We start from the raw sequence: 26,694 nt of genomic DNA, 5'->3' as shown, positions 1-26,694 counted from the left end.
AAAGTGTGTGACGTGGGATACTCAGCGCGACGGCCACGCTTCGGTGACGCGCCCGTAGATGTCCCGACACCGCTCTAGGACGGCCAGCGACACGCTCTCGTCAGCCGTATGTGCCTCGCCGGGTTCGGCTGCGCCGACGATAACGCAGTCCGTGCCAGCCTGGGCGAGCCACCCGGCGTCGGTCGCGTGCGGTTTGACGACCTGCTCCGGAGTGCTGTCCTGAGCTGCCGTCGCCGCGTCCAGCACCGCATTCGCGAAATCGGCGTCGCCACAGGCCATCGGTGGGAGGTCCTGGTCGACGCGCCAAGTCACACCGTCGATGGCTTCGGTTCTATCCAGCGGCGCGCGCTCGCCCGGGACCGTCCGCTCGTCGACGGTGACCTCGCATCGCTCGGGGATGACGTTCCAGGCCGAGCCGCCGTCGATTTCCGTGACGGCGACGCTCCCGCTCAATTCGTGACCGAGAACTGTAGTCTCAGGGAAATCGAGGTCCCGAACCACGTCGACGGCGTCGGTCGCGCGGTAGATGGCGTTCGCGCCGGCACCGGGCTCGCTGGCGTGGGCCGCCGCGCCCTCGGCGACCAGCGTCGACCCGCGCCGGCCCTTGTGAGCGACGGCCACGTCCGTCGTTCCGGGCGCGGAGTAGCCGGTTGATCCCTCGCCGACGACGGCGTAGTCGGGCGCGAAGCCGTCCGCGATGGCGGCCTGGCAGCCGATCCCGCCCTGTTCCTCGCCGACGAAGGAGGCGAAGACGAGTTCACCAGCGGAGTCGGCGTCCCGGAAGGCCAGCATCGCCGCGGCGACACAGCCCTTCATGTCCGCCGTCCCGCGGCCGTAGAGGCGGCCGTCGCGTTCCTCGACGACATACTCGCCGTCGGCGTCGACCTGCGACTCGTCCGGCGGGACCACGTCGTGGTGGCCGACGAGTGCGAGCGACTTCTCACCCCGCCCTTTGCGAGCGATGACGTTCCCGTGGTCGTCGCGAGTGACCCGCGCGTCGGTGTCGGTTTCGAGCCACTGTCGGATGTGATCCCCCGCGGTCGCTTCGTCGTCGTGACTGGCTATCGAAACGAGGTCGCGGGTCAGCGACGCGAGCGTGTCCATACCGAAAGTCGGGAACCGGGACGGCAAAAAATCCGGGGCGGGCTCGCTGGTCCGTGTCTCAGAGCGGGGAAACAGGCAGAAAATACCGAAACAGTTCGGTAGTGCCCCAATACATTCCAAATACGTATCTATAGGTGATGCGTTCCGAAATAGCGGTCGAAGCGGCCACAGCCGAGGAAGTTAGCGAGCTACGGCGGGCACTGCGGGGTAACCGGCGCGTCGACCTCGTTGCGACGAACGCCGAAACGGTCGAACTCACCGGCGAGCGGCGCGGCCTCCGAGAGCTGACCCGGACGCTCCTGGTTCGCGAACGGAGCGCGCGGCAGTTCGGCCAGACGGCGCTCGCCGCAGCCGACCGGAATGTCCGAACGCGGTTACAAAAGGCCGTCTGAGGCGGTTGCAGTACAGCGTTTGTCCGTATTCGCAGTGTCGGTGAACGGAGATAGGGAGCGTGCGGACTCCACACCCTTATCAACGCCAGTCTCCAACGGTCAGATATGGAAATCGTACCGGACACGAGCGTGGTCATCGACGGCCGCGTGTCCGACCAAGTGAAGGCCGATGCCGACCCCGACACGGACGTCGACGGTATGGGCTTTGCCGGCGCGACGGTCGTCGTTCCCGAAGCCGTCGTCGGCGAACTCGAAGCACAGGCGAACGACGGCCGCGAGACGGGGTGGGAGGGGCTCGAAGAGCTCCAGACCCTCGTCGACCTGGCCGAGGAAGGGACAATCGACGTGGAGTACGTGGGCCGGCGGCCGGACGCCATCGAGAAGCGCGAGGCCGGCGAAGGCCAGATCGACGCGCTCATCCGAGATATCGCCGGTGACCGCGACGCCACGCTCGTGACCAGCGACGACGTGCAGGCACAGGTAGCCCGCGCGAAGGGGCTCAAAGTTGAGTTCGTCGAGCCGATCAAACGGACCGTCGACCGCCTCCAGATCGAGAACTTCTTCGACGAGGGGACGATGAGCGTCCACCTCAAGGTCGGCGTCCAGCCCTACGCCAAGAAGGGCTCTATCGGCGACATGCAGTACACGCCGATCCGCGACGACCCCGCGACCGAGAGCGAACTCCGTGAGTACGCCGCCGACATCGAGGAGAGCGCTCGCGACTCGCCGGACGGGTTCCTCGAACTCGACGAGCCCGGGATGACCATCACCCAGTTCCGGGACTTCCGGATCGCCATCGCACGGCCGCCCTTTTCCGACGCACTCGAAATCACGGCCGTCCGACCTATCGTCAAGACCGATCTGGACGACTACGAGTACGCCGACCAGCTTCGGGACCGCTTCACCGAACACCAGCGCGGCGTCCTCATCTCCGGTTCACCCGGGGCCGGGAAGTCGACGTTCGCCCAGGCCGTCGGGGAGTTCCTCGTCGACGCCGACTACGCGGTCAAGACGATGGAGAAGCCCCGGGACCTCCAGGTCGGCCCGAACATCACGCAGTACACCGAACTCGGCGGCTCGATGGAGAAGACCGCCGACTCGCTGCTGATGGTCCGACCGGACTACACCATCTACGACGAGGTGCGCAAGACCGACGACTTCGAGGTGTTCGCCGACATGCGCCTGGCCGGCGTCGGCATGGTCGGCGTCGTCCACGCGACCCGCGCCATCGACGCGCTCCAGCGGCTCATCGGTCGCGTCGAGCTGGGACTCATCCCACAGATCGTCGACACCGTCGTCTACATCGAAGCCGGGGAGGTCGACACGGTCTACGACGTGACGACCGAAGTCAAGGTCCCGCAGGGACTCATGGAAGAGGACCTCGCGCGACCGGTGATCATGGTCAAAGACTTCGAGACCGGGCGGCCGGAGTTCGAGATCTACACGTTCAACAACCAGGTCGTCACGGTGCCGCTTGGCGACGACGAGGACGAGCAGGACTCCGGCGTCGACCGTCTCGCCAAGCAGGAGGTCGAACGCGAGATCCGCTCCATCGCCCGCGGCCACGTCGAGGTCGAACTCCGCGGCCCGAACACCGCCGTGGTCTGGGTCGAGGACGACGACATCTCGCAGGTCATCGGCAAGGGCGGCGGCCGCATCTCAGACGTGGAAAACCGCCTCGGCATCGATATCGACGTGCGGACTTTCGAGGAGCGACCCTCCGGACCGTCGGGCGGCCCCCAGACCGAATCCGGCGGCAAGCAGGGCGAGATCGTCCAGCCGGAAGTCACCTCACGACACGTCATCGTGCCGCTCGACGGGCACGCCGGGGATACCGTCGAACTCCAAGCCGACGGCGAATACCTCTTTACCGCGACGGTGTCACGGGGCGGCGAGATTCAGGTCTCGCGCGGATCGGGTATCGCCGAGGAACTAGAGCGAGCAATCGACCGTGGCAGCACGATTACCGTCGTACCGTCGTAATCCGAACGCGAGCGAAGCGAGCGTCTTTTTCCCCAGTCGCGGGCGGATTGTCCTACGGCGTTCCGACGACAACAGATGTGTCACAGGCAGCGGTAGCTATCTGACCGCGGTTGCTACACAGCCGAGAGAGAAGGCGAATCAGTCCGAGACGGCGGCGTCCGCTTCGGCCGGTTGGTCGATGATCTCGTAGAGGTTCTGCCGTGCGTCGGCGAAGTACACGTCTTCTTCGATGACACCGACCTCGTCGAGTCGTTCCAGAGCGTAGCGAACGGTCCGTGCCGAGAGCATCGACTCCTCGACGATGCCTTTCTGTGTCAGCGGGCCGTCGTACTCCAGAACCTTGTATACGAGCTTTGCGCTCGGCGGAAGGTCTGCGATGGCCTCCCCATCAGAGTCCGTCATTACCCGTAATCACAAGCGCCGGGCGCATAAAGATTGAGGAGTCCGTCTCGCCGGCGCACGCGCTCGCGGCCGCGTCACAGTACCGAACCGCGCACCTTTTGGTTGCGGGTAGTGGAACGTGTGGTATGGCTACGGAAACGGCGGACGGGATGAGCTCCCATATGCGAGGGCTCACTGTCACGACGCTGACGGCCGTCGCTGGCATCGCCGCCGCGTTCGGTTCCAACGCGTTAGCGGCCGCGCCGAACGACCCGCAAGGCGTGCTGGTCGTCGCGGTCGCGATTGCAGCACAGTTCCCGATTCTGCGGGTGATCGGCATCGACACGGACGACCTCTCGGCGAAGGACGTGCTCTACATCGGCTTCATGACCTTCTCGCTGTGGTTCGTCTCGTGGGGCATTCTTCTCACGGCGGGAGCGTAACAATGGCCGAAGACAGTATCGCCGTCGTCGACCTGGAGCGGTGCCAGCCCGACCGCTGTAACTACGAGTGCATGAACTACTGCCCGCCCAACCGCAGCGGGAAGGAGTGCATCGTCAAGCGGGAAGACGAGTACGAAGAGGACGAACCCTTCGAGGGCCAGCCCGACCAGGTCCGCATCTCCGAGGAGATCTGTCTGGGCGAGTCCTGTGGGATCTGCGTGAACAAATGCCCGTTCGACGCGATCGAGATTATCAATCTCCCACAAGAGCTGACTGACGAACCGGTCCACCGCTACGGGGAGAACGCCTTCGCGCTGTACGGGCTGCCCAGTCCCGCCGAGGGCCAAGTCACCGGGATTCTCGGCCCGAACGGCATCGGGAAGACAACGGCCGTCCGTATCCTCGCCGACGAGATGCAGCCCAACCTGGGCCGCTACGACGAGGAACCGGACTGGGACGAAATCTTAGACGAGTACCGCGGGACCGCCCTGCAGGAGTACCTCGAACAGATGCGCGACGGCGACGTGACCGTCGCTCGCAAGCCCCAGTACGTCGACCGGATCCCGGACCAGTTCGACGGGAAAGCCATCGAACTGCTGGACCGGACCGACGAACGCGGGGACCTCGATTACCTCATCGAGCGGACGGGGATCGAACCGGTCGTGGACAACCACATCGACGACCTCTCTGGGGGAGAGCTCCAGCGGGTCGCGCTCGTCGCCACGCTGGCGCGGGACGCGGACTTCTACTTCCTCGACGAGATCACGCCGTATCTGGACATCGGCCAGCGGATGACCGCCGCGCGGCTCATCCGTGAACTCGCCGAAGAAGAGGACCGCTCGATGCTCGTCGTCGAGCACGATCTCGCCATCCTGGACCTGCTCGCCGACAACATCAACGTCGCCTACGGGACCCCCGGCGCGTTCGGTATCATCACGCCGCCCAAGTCGACGAAGAAGGGCATCAACGAGTACCTCTCGGGCTACCTCGAGAACGAGAACATGCGGGTCCGCCAGACGGAAATCGAGTTCGAGGAACACGCGCCACGCAGCGCCTCGAATGGCGACGTGGTCATCGAGTACCCCGAACTACAGAAGAGCTACGGCGACGGCGAGTTCTCGCTTGACGTCGAGGCCGGCACGATCCGCGAGAGCGAAGTCCTGGGCGTCGTCGGCCCGAACGGCATCGGGAAGTCGACGTTCGCCAAGATGCTCGCCGGGCGGCTGGAACCGACCGCCGGCGACATCGACACGAGCCTCGACATCGCTTACAAGCCACAGTACATCGAGATCGACCAGCCGATGCGGGTCGACGCCTTCCTCGCGTCGATCACGGACGACTTCGGCAGTTCCTACTGGAACACCGAGATCGCACAGCCGCTCCAGCTCGAATCGGTGATGGAGCAGCAGCTCACCGACCTCTCCGGCGGGGAGCGCCAGCGAGTCGCCATCGCGGCCTGTCTCTCGAAGGACGCCGACCTCTACCTGCTGGACGAGCCCTCGGCCCACCTGGACGTCGAACAGCGCGTCATGGCGACCTCCGCCATCCGGCGCTACGCCGAGAACCACGACGCGACGGCGATGGTCATCGACCACGACATCTACATGATCGATCTGCTGGCCGACCGGCTGCTCGTCTTCGACGGCGAGCCCGCCCGGAACGGCCACGCCGCGCCGCCACAGGGCATGCGCGAGGGGATGAACGAGTTCCTCCAGAACCTCGACATCACCTTCCGCCGCGACGAGCGAACCTCCCGTCCCCGCATCAACAAGCCCGACTCGCAACTGGACCGCGAACAGAAGAACGCCGGCGAGTACTACTACGCGCCGTAAGCGCAGGCGGAAACGCGGGCGTGCTACACCGGCAGTGCCGCCGGCGAGAGCCGGACGGCGAGCGCCTGTCCGCCGAGTACCATCGCGAGTCCGAGGCCACCGACGACGAAGAGTCGCTTTTTCAAGAGCCACCGAGCCTCGTCGACGGTCCCACGGACCAGAATCGGCTCAGTCTCGTCAGCCTCCGTCCGGCTGTGGTCCGTATGGGTTCCGAACACCCGGTCTGGCGGGGCGTCGGCGATCCGGACCTGGCCGGGACGTTCGCCCTGAGCCGGCTCGCCGACGACGGTAACCGGGTCCGAACTGGGGATGGACTCCTCGATGAATCGCATTCTGGAGTCACGCGTCTCGGGGTCGGGCAGGGCCGGATCGTTCCGCATGAACTCGGCTACAGCGCCCGGGAGCGGGTCGTCTGCGCCAACGGTCATGTGGCGCTCGGCGTTCGAGAACACGCGGTGGCGGCCCGAGTCGACCGCCACGGCACCCTCGCCGAGCGTGAACGGGACGCTCTCGACGCCGGTGGCCACATTGGACCAGACTTTGCGGAACCCGACCCTGGTTCGTTGCTGTGCAATCCAGTCCGTGTGGACCGACGGCTCGCCTGAAATCGGGGCCACCGCTGCATCCGGGTCGGCCACAGTCGGAACCCCTGACGTTGCGACGACACCGTCAGCGGTGTGTGCCGACAGGTCCGCCGGCGGGACGGCCGTAGCACCGGAGAGAATCCGGTACTCGTCCAGTGAGGTGAGTGCGATAGTCACGAGGTAGCAGCCGACGCCGCTGATAGCCGCACCGATGACCCACGGATGCCCGTCACCGACCGGTGCGCCGGCCAATACGGGGAGAAACATCCAGGCGAGCGCGACCAGCAGTACCGCCCAGCCGCGGGCACCAGTGAGCCCCGTCCGGCGTGACAGTTGCGCCACGATTGCGGGGTCGAACCACTTGATGCCAACCGCGACAGCGACCGATAATCCAAGGAACCCGACGTAGCCGACAACACCCATACGCCCGGATTCACGTCGGTTTTGAAAAGTCCACGGGTCGGTTCAGTCACCGATACGCACGGAGACAGAAACGACTCGAACTGCGCTGTCGGGACAATGTAGCGATTCAGGCCGCGGGGTCACCGCTTGTTCCGGTTTCGGACCCGGCGACGGCGTCGTCGAGGCCGTCGGCGACTTCCTCGGGGTCGAACTCCTCGTTGGGGTCGAGTTCGCGGTCGGTCTGGTCGTCGGCCTGGGATTCGGTGATCGATTCGTCGCCGGTGACCGTCACGAAGATGTCTCGCAGTTCCGCGACGCGCTCGGGGGACTCACTCTTGCTCATCGCGTATGTGGACAAGTACCACAGAAGAATGTGCTTCGTTCCCAAACAGTTTGGTATCCGTTCGCAAACTACAGCACGTTTCGCTGGCAGGAACCACACAGCGAGACTTCCTTTACGTCGACCTGTCGGACGGTGGGGGAGAAGTTCATCACGCAGCGCTTGTTGTCACAGTGTTCGAGACCGAGCGTGTGGCCGACCTCGTGGACGACCTCCTTGCGGACCCGCTGTGAGAAGATTTCGCCGGCCGAGCGGTTCGAGAACCCGCCGTCGGAGGATGTCTGGAGCCGGTACGTGGAGATGACGCTGCCGGAGCCACCGAGGTACGCGAGCCCGAAAACGTAGTTCCGGCGGCGGTAAAAGAGATCTTTCGGCGTGATAGCGATGTTCTTGCCACCGGAGCCGACACGGCGGGCCAGGTCGATAAACTCCTCTGCGCGGTACTGGTCGCGGTCCCCATCGTACGCGCCGGCGGGAATGGACTGTGGCTCGTGCATCGAGACCTCACAGTCGTAGACGGAGCGAAGCCCGTCCGAGGCCTCGCGTTTGACCTGGGCCGAGACCTCGCCCACCGGCACGATGTCGACGTGCATGGGAACGCATATGCGCCCGCATCTCATAAATTGTACGACGTGACCGACACCACCGACCCGCTCGTCGACCGACTGGCGTCCGTCGATTCTGTCGTCGAGGTCGGCGTCGGAAACCACCCTGACATAGCCGGCCGACTGGCCGAACGGGGCGTGGATGTGACCGCGACGGACATCGTCGAACGGGAGGTCCCCGAGGGCGTGCGGTTCGTCGTCGACGATATCCTCAACCCCGATGAATCCGTGTATGCAGAAGCGGATATCGTATTCGCCCGGAACCTCCCGCCGGAACTACACCGACCGGCGCTGGCTGTTGCCGACGCCGTCGGTGCAGCCCTCTGGTTCACGACGCTTGGCGGCGATCAGCCGACGGTCGGCGTCGACCGGGAACAGCTCCCGGGCGGGGAGACGCTGTACCGGGCGAAAGATAGCAAAGCGCTTGAATGAGGACCCCTTTCGCTCGCTCATGCAAGTCGACGCGGTCGTCCTCGACATCGACGGCGTGCTGGTGGACGTGGCCGACTCCTATCGCCGAGCCATCGTCGAATCAATCGACCGGGTGTACGGCGACACGATTTCGAAGTCGGCGGTCCAGCAGTTCAAGGACGCCGGCGGGTTCAACAACGACTGGGAGCTGACGTACGCAGCGGCGCTGTTCGTCCTCAGTAGTCGTGAGTCCGCCGTCTCCGATCTGGCGGCCTTTACCGACGCCATCGGCGAGCGCGGCGGCGGCCTCGACGCGGCCGAAGCAGTGGTTCGCGACCTACTCGATGAGCCGGCCGAAAAACGGGTGTTCGATTTCTGGGACCGTGAACAGCTCCGGGACGTGTTCCAGGCGCTGTATCTCGGCACAGACCTCTACCGTGATATCGAAGGCGGCGAACCGCCGTTTGACGCGCCGGGATACATCCACGATGAACCGCTGCTTGTCGACGACGAAACGCTGTCAGCCCTGCGTGAGCGCTTCGCCGTCGGCGTCGTCACCGGCCGCCCCGCCGCTGAGGCCGACATCGCGCTGGAGCGCGTCGGCCTCGACCTGTCGCCGGAACACCGCTTCACCATGGACGACTGGGAGGAGGGCAAGCCCCACCCCGCCGCCCTGCGGACGCTGGCCGAGCGGTTCGACGCCGAGCGGATCGCCTTCGCCGGGGACACCCTCGACGACGTGGCGACGGCGGTCAACGCCGACGCGGCCGACGACGACCGCGTGTACTACGGCATCGGCGTCTTGACCGGCGGGCTGACCGGGGACGCCGGCCGCCGGACGTTCGCTAACAACGGCGCGAGCGCCGTCATCGAGTCGGTCACCGATCTCCCCGAGCTGCTCGACACTGCGTAGTCGACATGAGCGGATCGCCAGCAGCGCCCGCCGACCGCAAGCGGCAACGGTTTCACCGCCGGGACAGAGACCCCGAGTATGCGACGACTGCCGACGTTTGGCTGGGCCTTCCTCGTGAGCATCTGGGCCGGGCTCGTCGGGGGCGCGATCATCCGCGAGCCGTCGGTCGACCTGGTGCCGCTGTACGCCATCACCTGCCAGCTAATCGGCCTGGGCGCGACGTACTGGACGATGCGGGAGTACAGCGAGGTCCTCGACGCCTCGCATCGGCCGGGCCGCGTCGGGATGTTCATCATCGTCCTGTTTTTCGTGACGGTCCCGCTCTCGACGGTGTTCGACCTCGCGCTCGGGCACACGTCCCCACTCGGCATCGGCACCCAGTGGCTCAGCTATCTGGCGGGGCTCGGCGGTGCACTGTATGTCACCTTCGCCGGCGGGTTCGACCGGGCCTGGGAAAAGTACACCTGAGCGGGTGAACCTGTCACACAACGTTTATTCAGTGGTCGGCCTACGCCGTAGATATGGACATCGCGTTGCTTGGCGGTACCGGAGACATCGGCCAAGGCCTCGCCCTCCGCTGGGCCGACGACACGAACCACACGATCATCATCGGCTCGCGGAAAGCCGAGAAGGCCGCGAACAAGGCCGAGGAGTACGAGGCGGAACTGCGCAGCCGCGGCCACGACGACGTAGACATCGCCGGCCTGGCGAACGAGGACGCCGCCGCCCGCGCCGACGTGGTCGTCGCCGCCGTCCCGGCCTACCACCTCACGGACACCATCGACGCCGTCGCGGACGAACTCGACGACACCACGCTCGTCGCCCCCGCCGTCGGGATGCAGCGCGACGAGGACGGTTTCCACTACAACCGCCCCGGAGCCGGCAGCGTCACGCAACTGGCCGCCAACGCCGCCCCCGACGACACCCCCGTCGTCGGCGCGTTCCACAACCTCGCGGCCGGTCGCCTCGCCAACCTCGATGCCGACCTCGACTGGGACACCATCGTCGTCGGCGACGACACCGACGCCAAGGACACCGTCTGTGAACTCGCCGAAGGCATCGAGGGGCTTCGTGCGCTGGACGGCGGTCCGCTCGCTAACGCCGCCGAAATCGAGGGACTGACGCCGCTGCTCATCAACGTCGCCCGGCACAACGACGGCCTGCACGACCTGGGCGTCCGCTTCCAATAGTACCTTTTTACGTCACCCCCTCTCCTCGCGCGCTCACAGAGCGCGCTGCGGGGAGCGGGTTCGCAAAAATCTACGCTAAAAACGACCGCCGAGTCGCGCTCTGCGAGCGCGCTCGGAGTGAAACCGCTCGCCGACGGCGAGCGGTATGCCTGCCGCGACCGCTCAACCGCCGACAGTCATACCGCGACTGCCCAACCGCCGACAGTAACATTCGTACTGATCTTGCGTCGGCGGCAGCCCTGCCCTTCCCCGACGCCAGCGACGAGACGCTGGCGCGGCCCGGCGTGGGGGGTGGAATTCCAGGTAGTTATCAGATAGCTCCAAACGGTGGCAAAATACTTGCGTACTCCAGCCGTAACAACGCAGGATGGAGACGGAAGATTTACTCTCAATACTCCATGTCGACGACGACGCGGCGTTGGGAGCCCTCGTCGAATTATATCTCGAACGGGAAGACAGCGGCCTCGATTGTACCGTCACGACGGAGACGAACCCCGAAACCGCGCTCACGATGATCCGGTCGTCGGAAACGGACTTCGACTGTGTCGTCAGCGACTACAACATGCCGGAGATGAGCGGCATCGACTTCCTCGAAGCGATCCGTGAGACTCACCAGGAGCTGCCGGTGTTACTGTTCTCCGGGGAGGAGACCGGCGACGTCGCCGCCGAAATCATTCAGGCGGGCGTGACCGACTATCTCAAGAAATCCGTCGGGACGGACCAGTACACGTCGCTCATCCGCCGGGTCGAACACGCCGTCGATTCGGACGGCAGTTTCGAGACGGGCAACGAGGTCAAACTCAGTGGTGTCGGCGTCATCGGTACGGACGAACGCTTCGAGCGGGTCGACGAGACTTACGCCTCGTATTACGGCTACGAGTCGGAGGAACTCGTGGGCAAGCACTGGTCGGAACTCCACCCGAGCGACGAGGTCCAGCACATCAGAACGCACGTCATCCCCGTCGTCGAACGCGGCGGGAAGTGGACCGGCCAGAGTGAGGGGCTGCGGGCCGACGAAACCACCTTCACCGAGTCGAAGATGGTGACGGCGCTCGACGGCGGACGGATGCTGATCGCTGTCGACGAAATAGACGACTCCGGACTGGCCGGGCAAAAGTGAGCCAGCGGCCGCTACTGGCCGGTGTGACGAACCGCGAAAACCGCGTTACGCCGAGGCCTGCTGCAGCGCGTCGTCGATATCGTCGGCCTGTGTGACGCCGACGAAGCGCTCGACGATGCCGTCGTCGTTCTCGATGATGAGCGTCGGCAGGGAGCGTACCTGGTACTCGTTGGCGACATCCTGTTCCTCGTCGACGTTGATCTTCTCGAACTCGACGTCGGTCCACTCCTCTTCGAGGTCTTCGAGGATCGGGTCCTGCGTTTTGCAAGGGCCGCACCAGTCCGCGTAGAAGTCCTTCAGTGTAACCGTCATAGTACTCTGTTCGTGTTAGCCCGCGGTATCTGATAAGGGTTATCCATGTGTACTCGGCGCATGCAACCGCGGGCGACCCGAAAGGCTTACTGTCGGTGGTACGCCACCCTGAAGTATGAGTGGCAGCGACAGCGGCGGACTGATGTCCAGTGCGGGACTGGTCCGGTATTTCGACGCTGAAGACCAGAACACGATCCGTATCGACCCGCGAACAATCGTCGCCACCGGCGTCCTGTTCGGGCTGTTGATGCTCGTGCTGAACGCGATGATCGTGTAGGCGATTCCGCACTGTTTTCCTCTCCCCGCCACTGACTCGCGGGTATGCACTTCACGCAACGCGAACAGCAGGCGCTGCGCGACGCCGGCGTCGACCAGGACACCATCGAAGTAGCCTCCGAGGCGGTCGTCGCGGCCACCGACGACGCGGCCGCAGAGTTAGAAGCCTTCTTCGACGGCCACGAGACGGTGTACTCGGATATGGACATCGCCCACAGTTCCAGCGAGATTCAGGAACACACCGTCGAGTACTGCGACCTGTTCACCCACGCTGACGACATCCGGGGCTATCTCCGGTTTGATACCTGGGGCGTCCCCGTCGAGGGCGGGCGGGTCCTGACCGACGAGAAAGTCGAGTTGTCGCTGGGGCCGACGGTTCACGGTCGGGTCCGCTTTGCCGCCGACGAGGACGCGCTATGACCGTCCGGGTCAGGGGCATCTACGCGACGGCGCTGACCCAGTTACTACGCGGGGCGGGCCACGAGGTCGTCCAGGCGTCGGGTCCAATCGAGGACCGCTTCGACGGCGAGTTCGCCGACGAGCGGGCGGCGGTCACCGTGGCGACGACGGACGACCAGCAGGGCGTCGGCGTCGTCGGCGATCACGAGGTTGCCGAACCGATCACCGACCGCCTGACCGAAATCAGTCGGGACACGCTCCGCTGGGACGACCCGACGCCAGAAGGTGCTGTCTACGCTGGTACGGTGACCGAGGCGCTGGGCAGCGGAGCCGTCGTCGACCTCGGCGACAGCGAGGGGTTTCTCCCGTATTCGTCATCGGACGAGCGCGTCGAGACGGGCGACACAGTTCGAGTCCAGGTCGTCGAAGCGAGCGCGCCGTGGACCGACGGCCGGCCCGTGCTGGATACCACCGTCGCGGTCCGCGGGTCGCTGCTGACACTGATCCGTGGTAGGAGCGCCAGCTCGCCCGGAACCGGCGGCCCGGCGATGCTGGACCTCATCGCCGCGGACCCGCGAGAGGGCTGGGGCGTCTCGTGGGAGTCGGCGAGCGAGGACGCGAGCTTCGACGCGCTAGCCGAGGCCCTCGACGCCGCCAACGACCGGGCAGCGGTCATCGACGACGCGCTTGCGGGAGCCGACGCCCCCGCGGACTGCGCCCCCACCCGCTACGACGAGGGGATTTCGACGGCATGGCTGTGGTTCGGCCGCGAAAGCCGCTTCGCGCTCGACGAGGTCCGCCGCGAGGTGACGGCGACGATGCCGGGTCACCACCGCGTGAAGGCTGGGGACCGCGCGGCCAGCGCCGCCGTCGACTACGTCGAGGCGCTGTGTGACGACGTCGCGGCCGACGGCGAGACGGATTTCCCCTTTGCCGTGACGGCCCGGCAGTTCGGCCCGCATGTCGGCGGGTCGCTCTCGCTTGGCCACGGCAAGCCAGATGGGCGGCTCATCACGCTGGGCGACGGCGAGGTCCAGTCGGTCGACGACGACGGGACGGTGACCATCGAGCGAGAGATGTCCGCCGGCGGTTCTTACGACGCCCTCGGCGTCCCGAAGGAGGCCGGCGACATCGCGGAGACGAAGGTCAAGGAGGGGCGCTGGTGGTATCCGACGGTGTACCGCGACAGCGACGGCGAAAAGAAGGGAACGTACGTCAACGTCTGCACGCCCGTCGAGATATTCCCCGATACCGCCCGGTACGTCGACCTCCACGTCGACGTGGTGAAACACGCGGACGGGACCGTCGAGCGGGTCGACGACGACGAACTCGACGCGGCCGTCGAACGCGGTCACGTCCCCGAACAACTGGCCGAGCGCGCCCGGAGCGTCGCCGCCGCCGTCCAGAGCGCATTGGAGTGACCGAGTGAGGGCAGTCACGCTGTGCGGCGTCAGTCCTGTCGGTGGCGGGCGCGCCAGGCTGCCAGCCCGACCGCTACGACCGCCGAGCCGATGCCGAAGCCGGGACCGCCGACGCCGAGTGACGTCCCGTCAGTTCCGTTAGCGCTGGCTTCGTCGTCCGTGGCCGTCGGCGTCCGTATCTGCGGGTCCGGGAACGTGTACAGCCCGGGCTGGACATCCGTCCCCTGGCTCGCGTTCGTGCTCCCGGCGACGAAACAGCCGGCGGCCCGCTGTGCGGTCCAGAACGAGGTCGCTTCGGTGTCGCGCCACTCGAAGGCGAGATCGGGTGCGGCCGGGTCCGTCAGGTCGTGGACCCGGACGCCGCCGTTGTACCACGCCGAGTAACAGCGGTTGTCGGTCAGTTCGAAGTTGTGCGCCGTCGTGAGGATCCCGCCCGGCGACGGGTCCGAGGTCGGCGGCGGGTCGAGCGTGGACAGCAGTTCGGCGTCGGTCGGGTCGCTGATGTCGTACAGTTCGATGCCGCTCGGACCGCCGCTGTCGTCGTCAGCGAGGTCCCACGATTCGCCGCCGACGCCCAGCAGCGACGCGTCCTCGTCGACCGTCACGAAGTGGTCGTTGCCTGGCGGTTCGCTCCGTTCGGTGCCGGGGTCCTCGACGGCGGCCAGTTCCTCTGGAGCGCGTCCGCGCACCTTCGCCACCAACGAGATGTCACTCGGGTCCGACACGTCGACGATCCACGTCCCGCCGTCCCAGTAGGCCAGATACGCCCGGTCGTCCTGGACCCACACGTCGTGCAGCGGCCAAAGGCTCGTCGGCACGTCGGTCCAGGCGTCGCCGGCGTCGAGCAGCGACCACTCGCCGACCTCCTGCTCGGCGTCGACATCAACGACGAGCAGGGGGTTGCCGTCGCGGTCGTTCGCGGTCAGGTAGGCGTAACGGCCGTCGAAGTGGCAGTTGTGGATGCGCGTGTCCAGTTCGACGCCTGCAATTCGCTCCGGGTCCTGGCGGTCGCGCACGTCGAAGACGACGAGGCCGTGGGCCCCGTCGGCGGGGTGGGCCGGCCCGGCGGCCAGCAGTCGGCCGTCGCTGACGGCGAGGTCTTGCACGCGCTGTATCGGTCCGCTGTCGCTCTCAGCAAGCAGGTCCGTCCGCCGGCTGAGCAGCCGCGGACTGGTCGGCGTGACGAGATCGACGAGCGCGATACCGTCCCCCGTTGCGACGTAGGCCGTGTGTCCGTCGGGGCTGGTGACGACCTCGTACACCGTCTCCATCTCCAGCACGCCAAGCGGGTCCCCGCCGGTCGGCGTGTCGGAGGCCGCGGGCTCGGCCGTTCCGTCACCCGTCGGGGTCGGGTGGCCGTGGGCTGCCCCCGTCGCCAGCCCGACACCTGTGCCTGCGAGGACGAATCGTCGGAGGACCGTCCGGCGGCGCATAGCGGTCCCTGGGGGAGCCAGGGCAAGAAGGATTCCGGTGCCCCAATGGGTGGTGTTTAGTTGGTGTGCAGAATCCCAGAACAGCCAGAAAGCCCCCGCGTTCTCAGCTCCCGCGGCTCGCTGTGCTCCAGTAGGTGCTTGCGTCGCCGGGGTTCGCTGAGAACGCGGCCCCTTTCAGTCCCACCTAATGTCGCTTGTCCAACCAGCTACGGGCGGGACTGAAAGGGGCGGCTGGCTGAACGATGGCGGACGACGCAAGGACCGCAACGTAGTGAGGACCGCAGCGAGTCCCCCGAGTTCAGCCAGCCGGGGCTTTCTGGCTCTCTGCATTGCGTTCATGCTTGTCAAACAGTATCCCAATTATGAAGTCGGTCAGTTCCCCTGGATGGCGTCGATGACCATCGCCGCGGCGATGATCGGCTCCTTGGGGACCGTGGTGGCGTCGTCGATGGTGATCTCGTAGCGGTCTTTCAGGGAGAACTGGCCGTCGATGTTGCCGACGTGGTTGCCGTCCTGGTCGGTGATCTCGTACTTGTGGGGAATCCACCCGCCAAAGGGGACGACGTTGCGGGCGATGGTCACGAGCGCGCCCTGGGAGTTGATCTCGGCGATTTTCGCTTCAGTGCTGGCGTCCCGAATCTTCCACGTGTCCTGGAAGATGGAGTAGTCGTTGTCGAGGATGACGATATCCTCGCCGGTCTCAGAGTCGCTGAGGACGTAGTTGCCGGCCACGTCGATGATGCCGCCGGCCTTGACCTCGAACACCTCGTCGCCGTTCGCGTCGACGAACGGGAACTGCTCTTTCATCTTCAGCATCTTCTGTTTCCCGCGGAGGACGACGTTCCCGGCGGCGTCCATCGCCTTGTACTTGTTGCGGACCAGACTCTGTTCGACGGTGTAGCTGTCATCAGAGAGGTCGATCCCCTTGATATCGTACGTGGAGGGCGTACTCATATTATTTACCATAGAATACGCCGTAATCAAGCTTTCGACAGACCAGTACCAGTCAGGCACGGCGTCGAACACAACCGACAGGGTTTCCCCCCTGCCGGCCAAGTAAAACCCAAGGATGAGCAAGGATATAATCGAGGTCCGAGGGGCCGAGGAACACAACCTCAAGGACGTCGACGTGGAGATTCCACGCGAGGAACTGACAGTCGTCACCGGGCTGTCGGGGTCGGGCAAATCCTCGCTCGCATTCGAGACGGTGTACGCCGAGGGCCAGCGGCGCTACATCGAATCGCTCTCCGCCTACGCACGGAACTTCCTGGGGCAGATGGACAAGCCACAGGTCGAGAACGTCGAGGGGCTCTCCCCGGCGATCTCTATCGACCAGAAGAACGCCGCCAACAACCCCCGCTCGACGGTCGGGACCGTCACCGAACTGCACGACTACCTCCGCCTGCTGTACGCCCGCGTCGGCACGCCACACTGCCCGGAGTGTGGCCGCGAGGTCGGCGAGCAGTCCGCTCAGAACATGGTCTCCCGGCTGCTGGAACTCCCCGAGGGGACCCGCGCCAAGCTGTGTGCGCCGGTCGTCCGCGACCAGAAGGGGGCCTTCGAGGACCTCTTCGACGACCTCGTGGGCGAGGGGTACAGCCGCGTCGAGGTCGACGGCGAGGAGTTCGACCTCACGCTGGACCGCCCCGACCTGGACGAGAACTACGACCACACCGTCGACGTGGTCGTGGACCGCGTGAAGATCTCGCCGGACGCCCGCTCGCGCATCACAGATTCCGTCGAGACCGCGCTCGACGAGGCCGACGGAACGCTGAAGGTCATCCTGCCGGACCCGCCCGAGGGTGCAGCCGAGACACTCGGTGGGTCGGACGCCCGGGCAACCGGAGACCTCGCCGACGGAGACGAGGACGACGGTGCCGCCACGGACCGCCTCGTCGTCGAGCTCTCCGAGGACCTCGCCTGTACCCACTGTGGCATCGACATCTCCGAGATCGAAACGCGGTCGTTCTCGTTCAATTCACCCCACGGGGCCTGCCCGGAGTGTGAGGGACTGGGCGAGACGAAGGAGGTCAGCGAGGACCTGGTCATTACCGACCCGACGAAGCCGCTCAAGCACGTCTTCGAGCCTTGGAGCTACGACCGGACGTACTACTCGCGGCAACTGGACAACGTCGCCGAGCACTTCGGCGTGGACCTCTCGACGCCGTTCGAGGAACTGGACGAGTCCATCCAGCGGCAGTTCCTCTACGGCACCGACCGCATCGTCGACTTCCAGTGGCGGACCAAGAACGGGACCCGCGAGAAGAGCGAGCGCTTCGAGGGCGTCATCCCCAACCTGGAACGGCGACACGTCGAGACGGATTCGGACCGCGCCCGCGAGCATATCGAGGAGTTCATGGCCACGACGACGTGTCCGGCCTGTGAGGGGACGCGACTCAAGGCGGAGTCGCGGGCGGTGCTCGTCGACGGCACCTCGATCACCGAGGTCAACGAGATGTCCATCAGCGACGCGCTGGCCCACTTCGAGGGGATGGAGGAGAACCTCTCGGCCCGCGACCGGAAGATCGCCGAGGAGATCCTCAAGGAGATCCGGGCCCGCCTGGGCTTCATGACAGAGGTCGGTCTGGACTACCTGACGCTGGACCGCGAGGCCTCGACACTGTCGGGCGGGGAGAGCCAGCGGATTCGCCTGGCGACCCAAATCGGTAGCGGTCTGGTCGGTGTTCTCTACGTCCTCGACGAGCCCTCCATCGGCCTCCACCAGCGGGACAACGACCGCCTCCTCAACACGCTCGAAGAGCTCCGTGACCTCGGGAACACCCTGCTCGTCGTCGAACACGACACCGAGACGATGCGCCGGGCCGATCAGATAATCGACATGGGGCCCGGGCCGGGCAAGCGCGGCGGCGAGGTCGTCGTCAACGGCCCGATGGACGAGGTCATCGATACCGAGGCGTCGGTGACCGGGGAGTACCTCTCGGGCGAGCGGACGATTCCGGTGCCCGACAGCCGCCGCGAGGCCGACGGCGAACTCACGGTTCGGGGCGCTCGCCAGCACAACCTCGCCGATTTGGACGTGTCCATCCCGCTGGGGACCTTCACCGCCATCACGGGCGTCTCCGGCTCCGGGAAGTCGACGCTGATGCACGACGTGCTGTACAAGGGGCTGGTCCGGCGGATGAACGACACCGACGTCAACCCCGGCAAGCACGACGCCATCGACGGCCTCGACGACATCGAGACGGTGCGGCTCATCGACCAGTCGCCCATCGGTCGCACCCCCCGCTCGAACCCGGCGACCTACACCAACGTCTTCGACCACATCCGCGAGCTGTTCGCCGAGACGAGCCTCTCGAAACAGCGCGGCTACGAGGTCGGCCGGTTCTCGTTCAACGTCAAGGGCGGGCGCTGTGAGGGCTGTGGCGGCCAGGGAACGGTCACCATCGACATGAACTTCCTCTCGGACGTAACCGTGCCCTGCGAGGAGTGTGGCGGCGCACGCTACAACGACGAGACGCTGGACGTGACCTACAAGGGCGCGACCATCGCCGACGTGCTCGACATGACCGTCGAGGAAGCATACGACTTCTTCGAGAGCCACGGCGGCATCCGCCGCCGGCTGGAACTCCTGAAGGACGTGGGCCTTGACTACATGCGCCTCGGCCAGCCCTCGACCACCCTGTCGGGCGGCGAGGCCCAGCGCGTCAAGCTCGCCGAGGAACTGGGTAAGAAAGACTCCGGCGAGACGCTGTACCTGCTGGACGAGCCGACGACCGGGCTCCACCCCGAGGACGAGCGCAAGCTCATCGACGTGCTCCACCGGCTCACCGACGACGGCAACACCGTGGTCGTCATCGAGCACGAACTCGACCTGGTGAAAAACGCCGACCACATCATCGACCTCGGGCCGGAGGGCGGCGAGAACGGCGGCGAACTCGTCGCCGAGGGGACGCCGGAGAACGTGGCCCGGACTGAGGCCTCCTACACCGGGCAGTACCTCCGTGACCTGCTGCCGAACGTCGAGCTGGAGGGGCCGCGAGCGGACCGCGACGTGGCACAGCCGGCCGCTGACGACGACTAATCGGCCGCATCGTCGATTAGCCGTTCCGCTTTTCTCACGAGACTCGCACTGAATCGCGCGCCGACTTCGTCCATTGCGTAGAGTGTGTCCGTCGCGTCAGCAGGGTCAATATCGCCCCGCTCGACGGCCCGTACGAGAACGCCAATCGATCCAGATACCGGTATCGACAGCGCCTTACAGGTCTGTCTGAGGGGTTTGTCGTCGGTGATAACGACGGGGTCATCCGCAACCAGCGCGTGAGCCAACAACACAGCATCCCCCCGAAATTCGTCGTCAGATCGGCCGAGGTGGCTGGCCGCATCTTCGACGGCAGTATCGGGGACACTCTGTGGGCAAGTGACCCAGCCGTCAGCGATGGCGTCGGACAGCGTTTTCGCTGCCGGGTCGCTGGTAATCTCTCGGCGAACGAGGTCGGGAACAACAACCGAGCCGTCGAGTCCGGTGAGCAGGTCGGCACTCCCGGTATCGGCCAGCGTGATGAAGACGCTCGCGTCTACCAGGACCGTTCGGTCGTCGCCGGTCATCGAAGCGCGTCGACGTCGTCGGCCAGGTCGGCCTCGTCGTAGTTCGTCATGACGCCGCGCTCGTTCGCCTCGGCCATCATCTCCGCGATGGTGAGGCCGGCGATGTCGGCAGCCCCACGCATCCCGACCTCTCCCTCTCGATACCGTTGGAGTGCAGTCCGAATCAGCTCCTCTCTGGCCCCCCGTTGGATGGCCTGTCGGATTGCATCACTGCGGCTCGCCCCAGTGACATCGGCGAGTCGCGCCACCAGATCGAGTTCCTCGTCGCTCATGCGAGTGGTGACGTTTTCCATGTGTAATACAACGCATTGCAATGCATTAAACGTGCGGTCGAGCGAATCGGTTCACAGTTTTGCGGCGATATCCGAAGCAGCCACCAACGCTTTTGATGCTAGCGAAACCTGATATAGCAGACATGGCGCAGTCGACAGCGGACCGCATCGAGCGGAAACGGGGTATCGGTGGGCTGGCGAAGCAGGCGAACCCGGCCTTTGCGGTGGGCGCGGTCGCCGTCCCGCTCATCGCCTTTGCGGGGGCACTCGCCAGTGGCAACATCCGGGCGCTGACCTACGTCCACGTGATGGCCGGGGTGCTGTGGACCGGCATCGACCTGTTTATGGGGCTCGTGCTGGGGCCGGTGCTTGGCGGCCAAAAACCAGAGGCACGGGCCGACTTCTTCGCGTCGTTCACGCCCAAGATGACGTTCCTGATGCCGACGCTAGCGACGGTGACCATCGCCGGCGGCATCCTGCTGGCGCTTCGCCTCGGGAAGTTCCCGAACGCCGACCCATGGCTGGCGATCCTGACCGCCGTGACGCTCATCCCCGTTATTCTCCTCATCGGCTATCAGTTCGACGCGCTGACCGACCCGAAGACGCTGGGCGTCCTCGGCGTGGCCGTCCTCGGCTCCGGCGCGTACCTCGCCACGACGCTGCCGGCCTTCGCGATGACCACGTGGTGGATCGTCGCCACGCTCGCCATCGTGACGTTGCTTTCGGTCCAGGGCTTCGGCGTCATCCTCCCGGGCGAGGTCCGAATCTACCGGCAAGTCGTCTCCGAGAACCCGGACGTGGACCTCGTCTCCGACATCGGGATGCGAAACGCCAAACTCGGGGGCCTGCAGGGGCTGATGCAACTGGCCATCGTGTTCGTGATGGTCGGGCTGCGCTGGTGGACGCCGTAGGACGTATCACGACGGCAGCGGGTGTAGAAGCGCTTATCACCCTACCTGTCGACCGGTTCTGGTAACGATGGGCTGGTCGGGGCGCGCCGAGAGCCGCTGTACGTTCACGTACGACCCCAGAGAGTGGGACGGCGAGCCCGAACAGGAGTGGCACTGTCCACACGAGGCACTCGAAGACAGAGACCGCTGTCCGTTCCACTGCCAGCCCGAGGACGTCCCCGACGGCGTGAACGTGTCCGAAGCGTTTCTGGACGCGGTAGCCGGTGACACTGCCGAGAGCCGAGAGGACCGCAAGCGGTCGAAGCAGTTCCTCGGAGCCACGTTCGACACCCTCGACCTGTCGAACGCGGTCGTCGACAGCGCCGACAACCATCCAGTCGACCTTCGGAGCGCGACAATCGCTCGGTTAGACTGCACTGACAGCGAGTTCGGCCAGCGCCTCGACCTCCGGGGCGCGACAGTCACGGGGACCGCGCGGTTCGATGGCGCGTACCACGATATTGATGCGAGGGACGCGACGATTGCCGAGGCGGTGTTCACTGGGGTGACAGCGGATCGAGTCGACCTCCGAGAGGCCCAGGTGGACGCTGCCGAGTTCGAGAGCGCGGTGCTCTCGGAGATTGATGCGCGTGACGCGACCGTCGGAACCGCGAACTTCGACCGGGCGTCGGTCACCGACGCCGCCTTCGACCGGGCGACCGTCGACGACGGGTCGTTCCAGCACGCCACGCTGGAGATGGCCGACTTCGACGACGCGACGTTCGGAACAGGGGACTTCTACCACGCGACTTTCGACGAGGCGGACTTCCGGTGGGCGGCGTTCGGGACGGCGCGGTTCTACGGAGCGACGTTCAGCGGCGGCTACTTCAACGAAACCAGCTACGACGAGGCCGTCTTCGAGCGGGTCGAGGCCGAGCGGCTCTACCTCCCGGACGTGCGGTTCACCGACGCGACGTTCGCCGACGCGGCCGTCTCGATGAAGCTGGTGGTCCACGACTCGGTGTTCGTCGACACCGACTTCTCGGGGGCGGACATCGAGCGACTCGACGCCACGGACACGACGATGATCGGCTCGTCGTTCGTCGACGCAGATGTCGCGGACCTCCAGCTGGACGGGGCGACGTTAGCGAGCCCGCGCTTCGAGGACAGCGCAATCGAGCGGCTACGCGCGGCGGACGTGACCTGTCTTGGCACTGTCCGAATCCGCGACTGTACCGTCGGCACGGTCGACCTGCGACCGGCAGCCGTCGGGCCGGCCGAAGCCGCAGTCGTCTCGCTCGCCGAGACGACGGTCGAGGACGGCGTGTTCGGCCAGCCGAACGCGGGAGCCGCCGTGTACGACCTGGTACGGGCGACGCTGGGAACGGTCCGGTTCGAGGGCAACGCAGACAGCGTCCTCGACAGGGTCGCGTTCTACCGGACGCGGTTCGCCGGGTTCGACTTCCGTGACGACGACGACCTCGACCTGGAGGGGGCGAACTACCGCCTGCACGAACTCGACAGCGCGCTGCGGAGCGGACTGCGGACGGCACTGGCGTACCCGGCCGCACTCGACGACGCGGTCGAAACCGTAGCCGACAGCGCGGACCCGTTGGTCGACGAAACGCCGACAGCAACCGATATTGTGGCCGAACAGGCCAATGACCGAGCGCTCGAACCGGACGCCGACGCGACCTTCGAGCGCCTGTCGACAGCCACGAAGGGGCGAATCGAGGCCGCCGCCGGCGAGGTGACGTACCTCCGGGCGAAAAACGGCGCGAACGACATCGCCGACAACACCGCGGCCTCGGAGTTCTTCATGTCGCAGTTGGCGTACCGGCGGCGCTGTCAGTCCAGGCGGGTCCGCGACAGCGACGCGTCCCTATGGGAGCGCGGCCGGGCGCTCGCCCGCTGGAGCATGAACGCCTTCCTGTTCGTGACGACCGGCTACGGCGAGCGGGCGTCGTACACGCTCGCGGCGTCGGCGGTACTCATCGCCGCCTACGCGGGCCTGTACTTCGCTATCGCGCCGGACCTGTTCGGGAGCGTGGGCCAGTACGCCCAGCTCAGCCTCGGGTCGTTCATCGCCTTCTTCCTCGGCGGCGTCGGCAAGGTGAGCGATCCGACCGTGAGCCTTCTCGCCCAGTCCGAGGCGTTCCTCGGCGGCTTCTTCGTCGCGCTGTACGTCTTCGCACTGACGCGCTCGGTCAGTCGCTGACACCGGTATCTTTCTTCGCCCGGACGACGTACCACCAGCCATGCACACCGTCTACGCTGCGCTCGGTGACCGCATCCTCGTCGGGGACAGCGACAGCGGCTGGGAGGACCGCTTGCTCGGCCACGACATCGAGTGCGTCGCCGCGGGAGCGGCCGAACCGGAGCGTGCCTTCGTGGGAACCGTGGACGCTGGCCTCCAGCGGACGACCGACGGCGGCGCGACGTGGGAGGAAGTCCTCGATGCCGGGAACCGCGTGACGAGCGTCACGGTCAGCCCCCAGAACGCCGACGTGGTCTGGGCCGGGACCGAGCCGAGTTCTGTCTACCGGTCGAACGACGGCGGGAAGACGTGGACGGAACGGCCGGGACTGACCGATCTGAACTCGGCGTCGCGGTGGTCGTTCCCGCCGCGGCCCCATACTCACCACGTCCGCTGGATCGCCCTCGCGCCGGACGACCCCGAGCAGGTGTACGTCGCCATCGAGGCCGGCGCGTTCGTCCGCAGTCCCGACGGCGGCGAGACGTGGGTCGACCACCCCGCCGGCGCACGGCGGGACAACCACACGCTGGCAACCCACCCCGACGCCCCGGACCGGGTGTACTCTGCTGCCGGCGACGGCTACGCGCTGTCGACCGACCGCGGTGAGACGTGGACGCACCCGCAGGAGGGACTGAAGCATCGGTACGTCTGGGGGCTGGCCGTCCATCCCGACGACCCGAATCGTGTACTCGTCTCGGCGGCCAGCGGGCCGCGGTCGGCACACAGCACCAGCGGCGAGAGCTATGTATACCGGTGGGACGGCGACCGGTGGAGACAGTCGATGGACGGCCTGCCGGGACCGGCAGGGCTGGCCCGGCCAGTTCTCGCCGCCGGCCCAGATGGCGGCTTCCTCGCGCTGACGAACCACAGCCTGTTCCAGTCGAAGCGCGGGGAGACGTGGACCCGGAACGTACCCGTCGACGGGGACTGGTCGGCCGACTACGAGCAGGTCCCGAGCGGGCTAGCTGTCGTGTGAGATGCGGCCGAGCGGGTGGCCGGCGTCGGAGTCCGTCCGCAGCTACGCCAGTCGGAGCAAAACGGCTCCAAGGCCGCTCGTCAGGGCCGTCCCAACGGCCGCGAGCAAGAGAATCTTCGCCGCCTGTCGCCGGTCGGCGCGGACAGCCTCGGTCGCGTCGACGCGCCCGCTTCCCCCACCGGACCCGGAGAGGTCGTAGCGGGCGAGCGCACCGAAGGCGACGCAGAACCGGAAGTAGTCCTGCAGCGTCCCGACCCAGCCACCGAAGACGAACGGGACGGTCGCCCACAGCGACAGACCGGGGACCGCGCCGACCGCCACAGCGAGCGCGATACCGATAGCGACTGCGAACGAGGCGAGAGCCGACAGTCTGCGGGCACGGCGCTGGTTCGCACCGATGTTACACACTCCTGGCTGGTACTCTGCCATAGCCGTCTAGAGGGGCGACACCGACAAATGAATCCTGATTGGATCATCGGTACGGCGACCGCTGGTGGCTGGTTGTGTCATCAAGGATCCATTTTTTTCAGTCCGGCGACCCACAGCCCGACTATGTCCCTCCAGTTCGAGTTATCGAAGACGTGGAAGTACGCCCTCATCGGCGGCCTCGTCCCCGCACTGTTCACGATTGCGGAAGTGTTGCGGTCGTCATCAAACATCACGTTTCACGGGTTGTTCCTCGGCGGCGCCATCGCGGGGTATCTGATCAAGCGTCACGGTGGAACGGGGACCGCCGCCGGGGTCAGAGCCGGACTCATCGGCGGCATCCCGGCGCTCTGGTCGCTCAAAGAGCTGCTGGTGGCTATTCCGACGGTGCCGAACCCGCTGTGGTTCAAGGTCGTCGGCGTCGGTATGGCGCTGGTGGTGGGTGTACTACTGTTAGTGCTCCCGATGGTGGTCGGTGGCCTGGCCGGCCGTTTCGGCGGCTGGCTGGCCGAGCGACAGGGCCACCCGCGAGTTCCTGCTGCGGGTAGCTGACTCGGCAGTCGTCGGAATATCACAGCGGCCCGCCTGAATCGAGAAGCTATTTGGTTCGTGACACCGAGAGAACGTGTATGCACGACGTTGTGGTGGTCGGCGCGGGTCCGGCTGGGTCCCGGTATGCGCGCCGGGCGGCGAGTCGGGGGCTTGACGTGGTGGTGTTCGAGCAGGGGGAGATCGGGAAGCCGCTGGCCTGCTCGGGCCACGTGAGCACAGATATCTGGGTGTTCACCGAGGACGCCCGCGAGGAGCTGTTCCAGAACGAGATTTCGGGCGCGCGGTTCCACACGGGCGGTCCCGGCAGCCAGGACCACCCCTTCTACAAGGACGAGGTCATCTCGAACGTCATCGACCGCGTCGGGCTGGACAAACACCTCGCGGGGCTGGCCCGCGACGCCGGTGCAGACGTTCGCGAGGGGCACTCGGTCGTCGGCGTCACCGAGGACAGGGACGGCGTCACCGTGGAGGTCCGGGGCGACGACGGCGTCGAGACGCACCGAGCGAAGATGGTCGCGGGCTGTGACGGCCCCAAAAGCCGCGTCCGGCGGGAGCTGGACCTCCCGGAGCCCGACGAACTGCTCCACGGCGTCCTCGGGTTCAGCGACGAGGTAGACCACGGCGACTTCGTCGACGTGCACCTCACCGTCCCGCGGTTTTTCGCCTGGCGCATCCCGCGGGGCGAGGCCGGCGTCGAGTACGGGCTGGCCGTACCGCCGGGGGACGACGCCCGCGGTCGCTTCGAAGAATTCGTCGACGGCTACGGGGTCGAAACCGACCGTCGCTGTTCGGGGCTCATCCCGATCGGTCCGCCGAAGCGGGTCACCGGCCGACGGTCGTTCCTCGTCGGCGACGCCGCGGCCCAGACCAAGCCCTTCACCGGCGGCGGCATCCGCTACGGCATGACCGCGGCCGACCACGCAGCCCGAGAGATCGACCCCGAGGACCCGGCGACGCTGGGCGAGTACGAGCGAGCGTGGCGCGACGACCTCCGGCAGGAGATCCGCCTGGGCCACGCGGTTCGAGCGGGCTACTCCGCGCCGGAGCCGATACAGAAAGCCGGGATGAAAGCCTTCGAGGGCGAGATCGGCGTCCACATGGACCGGCCGACGACGCTGTTCTCCCGCGAGCAGTTGGCGGCGCTGTTCTCCCGGTCGTAGGGACGTGTTAGCTGCCTGGCGTGTGCAGGTAACGTTTTTACCGGCCGACGGAAA

29 protein-coding genes are annotated in these 26,694 nt (G+C 66.2%); 18 read left to right on the top strand and 11 right to left on the bottom strand.

Annotated elements, in window-relative coordinates; translation table 11 throughout:
* Nucleotides 1–21 precede the first annotated feature (21 nt).
* Entirely contained in the window at nucleotides 22–1,104 is a 1,083-nt protein-coding gene (locus ACY9XZ_RS09085) for a M20 family metallopeptidase (RefSeq protein ID WP_463456710.1), read from the bottom strand.
* Nucleotides 1,105–1,241: 137 nt separating this feature from the next.
* Between ACY9XZ_RS09085 and ACY9XZ_RS09080 the strand changes: the two genes are divergently transcribed.
* Nucleotides 1,242–1,496: a hypothetical protein gene (locus ACY9XZ_RS09080; RefSeq protein ID WP_463456709.1), complete on the top strand. Its 255-nt coding sequence runs from the start codon at nucleotides 1,242–1,244 to the stop codon at nucleotides 1,494–1,496.
* 105 nt (nucleotides 1,497–1,601) lie between these two features.
* On the top strand, nucleotides 1,602–3,479 hold the full coding sequence (locus tag ACY9XZ_RS09075; RefSeq protein WP_463456708.1) for an ATPase, T2SS/T4P/T4SS family: 1,878 nt from the start codon (nucleotides 1,602–1,604) through the stop codon (nucleotides 3,477–3,479).
* A gap of 138 nt (nucleotides 3,480–3,617) precedes the next feature.
* On the opposite strand, the gene ACY9XZ_RS09070 is transcribed toward ACY9XZ_RS09075, so the two are convergent.
* Complete coding sequence (locus ACY9XZ_RS09070; RefSeq protein WP_004514919.1) at nucleotides 3,618–3,881, bottom strand: winged helix-turn-helix domain-containing protein; 264 nt, start codon at nucleotides 3,879–3,881, stop codon at nucleotides 3,618–3,620.
* A 125-nt stretch (nucleotides 3,882–4,006) separates the two neighbouring features.
* On the opposite strand from ACY9XZ_RS09070, the gene ACY9XZ_RS09065 reads away from it, so the two are divergent.
* A complete protein-coding gene (locus ACY9XZ_RS09065; protein WP_463456707.1) occupies nucleotides 4,007–4,303 on the top strand; it encodes an EMC6-like membrane protein in 297 nt (98 codons plus the stop codon).
* Nucleotides 4,304–4,305: 2 nt separating this feature from the next.
* Complete coding sequence (locus ACY9XZ_RS09060) at nucleotides 4,306–6,135, top strand: ribosome biogenesis/translation initiation ATPase RLI (protein ID WP_463456706.1); 1,830 nt, start codon at nucleotides 4,306–4,308, stop codon at nucleotides 6,133–6,135.
* Nucleotides 6,136–6,158: 23 nt separating this feature from the next.
* On the opposite strand, the gene ACY9XZ_RS09055 is transcribed toward ACY9XZ_RS09060, so the two are convergent.
* From ACY9XZ_RS09055 to ACY9XZ_RS09045, 3 genes are all read right to left on the bottom strand, one after another.
* The gene (locus ACY9XZ_RS09055) at nucleotides 6,159–7,142 is read right to left on the bottom strand and encodes a hypothetical protein (RefSeq protein WP_463456705.1); all 984 of its coding nucleotides are present in this window, start codon (nucleotides 7,140–7,142) and stop codon (nucleotides 6,159–6,161) included.
* A gap of 106 nt (nucleotides 7,143–7,248) precedes the next feature.
* Nucleotides 7,249–7,464 carry a hypothetical protein gene (locus tag ACY9XZ_RS09050; protein ID WP_463456704.1) on the bottom strand — a complete coding sequence of 72 codons (216 nt, stop codon included), beginning with the start codon at nucleotides 7,462–7,464 and terminating at the stop codon, nucleotides 7,249–7,251.
* 68 nt (nucleotides 7,465–7,532) lie between these two features.
* Entirely contained in the window at nucleotides 7,533–8,054 is a 522-nt protein-coding gene (locus tag ACY9XZ_RS09045) for an archaemetzincin family Zn-dependent metalloprotease (RefSeq protein ID WP_004514915.1), read from the bottom strand.
* Between the two features lie 30 nt (nucleotides 8,055–8,084).
* Between ACY9XZ_RS09045 and ACY9XZ_RS09040 the strand changes: the two genes are divergently transcribed.
* The 5 genes from ACY9XZ_RS09040 (at nucleotide 8,085) to ACY9XZ_RS09020 (ending at nucleotide 11,700) form a co-directional block, all read left to right on the top strand.
* Nucleotides 8,085–8,498: a UPF0146 family protein gene (locus ACY9XZ_RS09040; protein ID WP_463456703.1), complete on the top strand. Its 414-nt coding sequence runs from the start codon at nucleotides 8,085–8,087 to the stop codon at nucleotides 8,496–8,498.
* A gap of 19 nt (nucleotides 8,499–8,517) precedes the next feature.
* Nucleotides 8,518–9,390 carry a TIGR01548 family HAD-type hydrolase gene (locus ACY9XZ_RS09035; RefSeq protein ID WP_463456702.1) on the top strand — a complete coding sequence of 291 codons (873 nt, stop codon included), beginning with the start codon at nucleotides 8,518–8,520 and terminating at the stop codon, nucleotides 9,388–9,390.
* Between the two features lie 78 nt (nucleotides 9,391–9,468).
* Nucleotides 9,469–9,858 (top strand): hypothetical protein, encoded by a 390-nt coding sequence (locus ACY9XZ_RS09030; RefSeq protein WP_463456701.1) that lies wholly within the window; start codon nucleotides 9,469–9,471, stop codon nucleotides 9,856–9,858.
* A 53-nt stretch (nucleotides 9,859–9,911) separates the two neighbouring features.
* Nucleotides 9,912–10,580: an NADPH-dependent F420 reductase gene (npdG, locus tag ACY9XZ_RS09025; protein ID WP_463456700.1), complete on the top strand. Its 669-nt coding sequence runs from the start codon at nucleotides 9,912–9,914 to the stop codon at nucleotides 10,578–10,580.
* Nucleotides 10,581–10,947: 367 nt separating this feature from the next.
* Nucleotides 10,948–11,700: a response regulator gene (locus ACY9XZ_RS09020; RefSeq protein WP_463456699.1), complete on the top strand. Its 753-nt coding sequence runs from the start codon at nucleotides 10,948–10,950 to the stop codon at nucleotides 11,698–11,700.
* A gap of 45 nt (nucleotides 11,701–11,745) precedes the next feature.
* Here ACY9XZ_RS09020 and ACY9XZ_RS09015 read toward each other — a convergent pair whose 3' ends face one another.
* Nucleotides 11,746–12,012, bottom strand: coding sequence for a thioredoxin domain-containing protein (locus ACY9XZ_RS09015; RefSeq protein WP_121511428.1), 267 nt, complete (start codon nucleotides 12,010–12,012; stop codon nucleotides 11,746–11,748).
* 115 nt (nucleotides 12,013–12,127) lie between these two features.
* On the opposite strand from ACY9XZ_RS09015, the gene ACY9XZ_RS09010 reads away from it, so the two are divergent.
* From ACY9XZ_RS09010 to ACY9XZ_RS09000, 3 genes are read left to right on the top strand one after another with little or no spacing between them, the layout of a single operon-like run.
* A complete protein-coding gene (locus ACY9XZ_RS09010; protein WP_463456698.1) occupies nucleotides 12,128–12,289 on the top strand; it encodes a preprotein translocase subunit Sec61beta in 162 nt (53 codons plus the stop codon).
* A gap of 44 nt (nucleotides 12,290–12,333) precedes the next feature.
* Nucleotides 12,334–12,708 carry a DUF7532 family protein gene (locus ACY9XZ_RS09005; protein WP_463456697.1) on the top strand — a complete coding sequence of 125 codons (375 nt, stop codon included), beginning with the start codon at nucleotides 12,334–12,336 and terminating at the stop codon, nucleotides 12,706–12,708.
* A complete protein-coding gene (locus tag ACY9XZ_RS09000) occupies nucleotides 12,705–14,108 on the top strand; it encodes a ribonuclease FAU-1 family protein (protein ID WP_463456696.1) in 1,404 nt (467 codons plus the stop codon). The genes ACY9XZ_RS09005 and ACY9XZ_RS09000 overlap by 4 nt, the downstream gene beginning before the upstream one ends.
* A gap of 29 nt (nucleotides 14,109–14,137) precedes the next feature.
* On the opposite strand, the gene ACY9XZ_RS08995 is transcribed toward ACY9XZ_RS09000, so the two are convergent.
* Together ACY9XZ_RS08995 and ACY9XZ_RS08990 are read right to left on the bottom strand one after the other, a co-directional pair.
* Complete coding sequence (locus ACY9XZ_RS08995) at nucleotides 14,138–15,541, bottom strand: LVIVD repeat-containing protein (RefSeq protein ID WP_463456695.1); 1,404 nt, start codon at nucleotides 15,539–15,541, stop codon at nucleotides 14,138–14,140.
* 372 nt (nucleotides 15,542–15,913) lie between these two features.
* Nucleotides 15,914–16,495, bottom strand: a complete 582-nt coding sequence (locus ACY9XZ_RS08990) for an LURP-one-related/scramblase family protein (RefSeq protein WP_463456694.1) — start codon at nucleotides 16,493–16,495, stop codon at nucleotides 15,914–15,916.
* Between the two features lie 115 nt (nucleotides 16,496–16,610).
* Here ACY9XZ_RS08990 and uvrA point away from each other — a divergent pair, with 115 nt between their 5' ends.
* The gene (gene uvrA, locus ACY9XZ_RS08985; protein WP_463456693.1) at nucleotides 16,611–19,583 is read left to right on the top strand and encodes an excinuclease ABC subunit UvrA; all 2,973 of its coding nucleotides are present in this window, start codon (nucleotides 16,611–16,613) and stop codon (nucleotides 19,581–19,583) included.
* Here uvrA and ACY9XZ_RS08980 read toward each other — a convergent pair.
* The gene (locus ACY9XZ_RS08980) at nucleotides 19,580–20,107 is read right to left on the bottom strand and encodes a DUF3368 domain-containing protein (RefSeq protein ID WP_463456692.1); all 528 of its coding nucleotides are present in this window, start codon (nucleotides 20,105–20,107) and stop codon (nucleotides 19,580–19,582) included. The genes uvrA and ACY9XZ_RS08980 overlap by 4 nt on opposite strands.
* Nucleotides 20,104–20,400, bottom strand: a complete 297-nt coding sequence (locus ACY9XZ_RS08975) for a UPF0175 family protein (protein WP_463456691.1) — start codon at nucleotides 20,398–20,400, stop codon at nucleotides 20,104–20,106. Before ACY9XZ_RS08975 ends, ACY9XZ_RS08980 begins: the two co-directional genes overlap by 4 nt.
* 122 nt (nucleotides 20,401–20,522) lie before the next feature.
* Here ACY9XZ_RS08975 and ACY9XZ_RS08970 point away from each other — a divergent pair, with 122 nt between their 5' ends.
* The 3 genes from ACY9XZ_RS08970 to ACY9XZ_RS08960 all read left to right on the top strand — a co-directional run bounded on the left by ACY9XZ_RS08970 (nucleotide 20,523) and on the right by ACY9XZ_RS08960 (nucleotide 24,502).
* Nucleotides 20,523–21,290 carry a hypothetical protein gene (locus tag ACY9XZ_RS08970; RefSeq protein ID WP_463456690.1) on the top strand — a complete coding sequence of 256 codons (768 nt, stop codon included), beginning with the start codon at nucleotides 20,523–20,525 and terminating at the stop codon, nucleotides 21,288–21,290.
* 67 nt (nucleotides 21,291–21,357) lie between these two features.
* Nucleotides 21,358–23,487, top strand: a complete 2,130-nt coding sequence (locus tag ACY9XZ_RS08965; protein ID WP_463456689.1) for a pentapeptide repeat-containing protein — start codon at nucleotides 21,358–21,360, stop codon at nucleotides 23,485–23,487.
* A 40-nt stretch (nucleotides 23,488–23,527) separates the two neighbouring features.
* Complete coding sequence (locus ACY9XZ_RS08960; RefSeq protein WP_463456688.1) at nucleotides 23,528–24,502, top strand: hypothetical protein; 975 nt, start codon at nucleotides 23,528–23,530, stop codon at nucleotides 24,500–24,502.
* A 42-nt stretch (nucleotides 24,503–24,544) separates the two neighbouring features.
* Here ACY9XZ_RS08960 and ACY9XZ_RS08955 read toward each other — a convergent pair whose 3' ends face one another.
* Nucleotides 24,545–24,931 (bottom strand): hypothetical protein, encoded by a 387-nt coding sequence (locus tag ACY9XZ_RS08955; protein ID WP_463456687.1) that lies wholly within the window; start codon nucleotides 24,929–24,931, stop codon nucleotides 24,545–24,547.
* 123 nt (nucleotides 24,932–25,054) lie between these two features.
* Here ACY9XZ_RS08955 and ACY9XZ_RS08950 point away from each other — a divergent pair, with 123 nt between their 5' ends.
* Both ACY9XZ_RS08950 and ACY9XZ_RS08945 read left to right on the top strand, forming a co-directional pair.
* Nucleotides 25,055–25,480, top strand: a complete 426-nt coding sequence (locus ACY9XZ_RS08950; protein ID WP_463456686.1) for a DUF5518 domain-containing protein — start codon at nucleotides 25,055–25,057, stop codon at nucleotides 25,478–25,480.
* A gap of 77 nt (nucleotides 25,481–25,557) precedes the next feature.
* Nucleotides 25,558–26,640, top strand: a complete 1,083-nt coding sequence (locus tag ACY9XZ_RS08945; RefSeq protein WP_463456685.1) for a geranylgeranyl reductase family protein — start codon at nucleotides 25,558–25,560, stop codon at nucleotides 26,638–26,640.
* The last annotated feature ends 54 nt before the right edge of the window (nucleotides 26,641–26,694 follow it).

It is taken from the genome of Haloarcula sp. HT12 (genome assembly GCF_055271655.1).
Note: the sequence above shows the minus strand (reverse complement) of the source record. Positions and strands in the feature narration are given on the sequence as shown.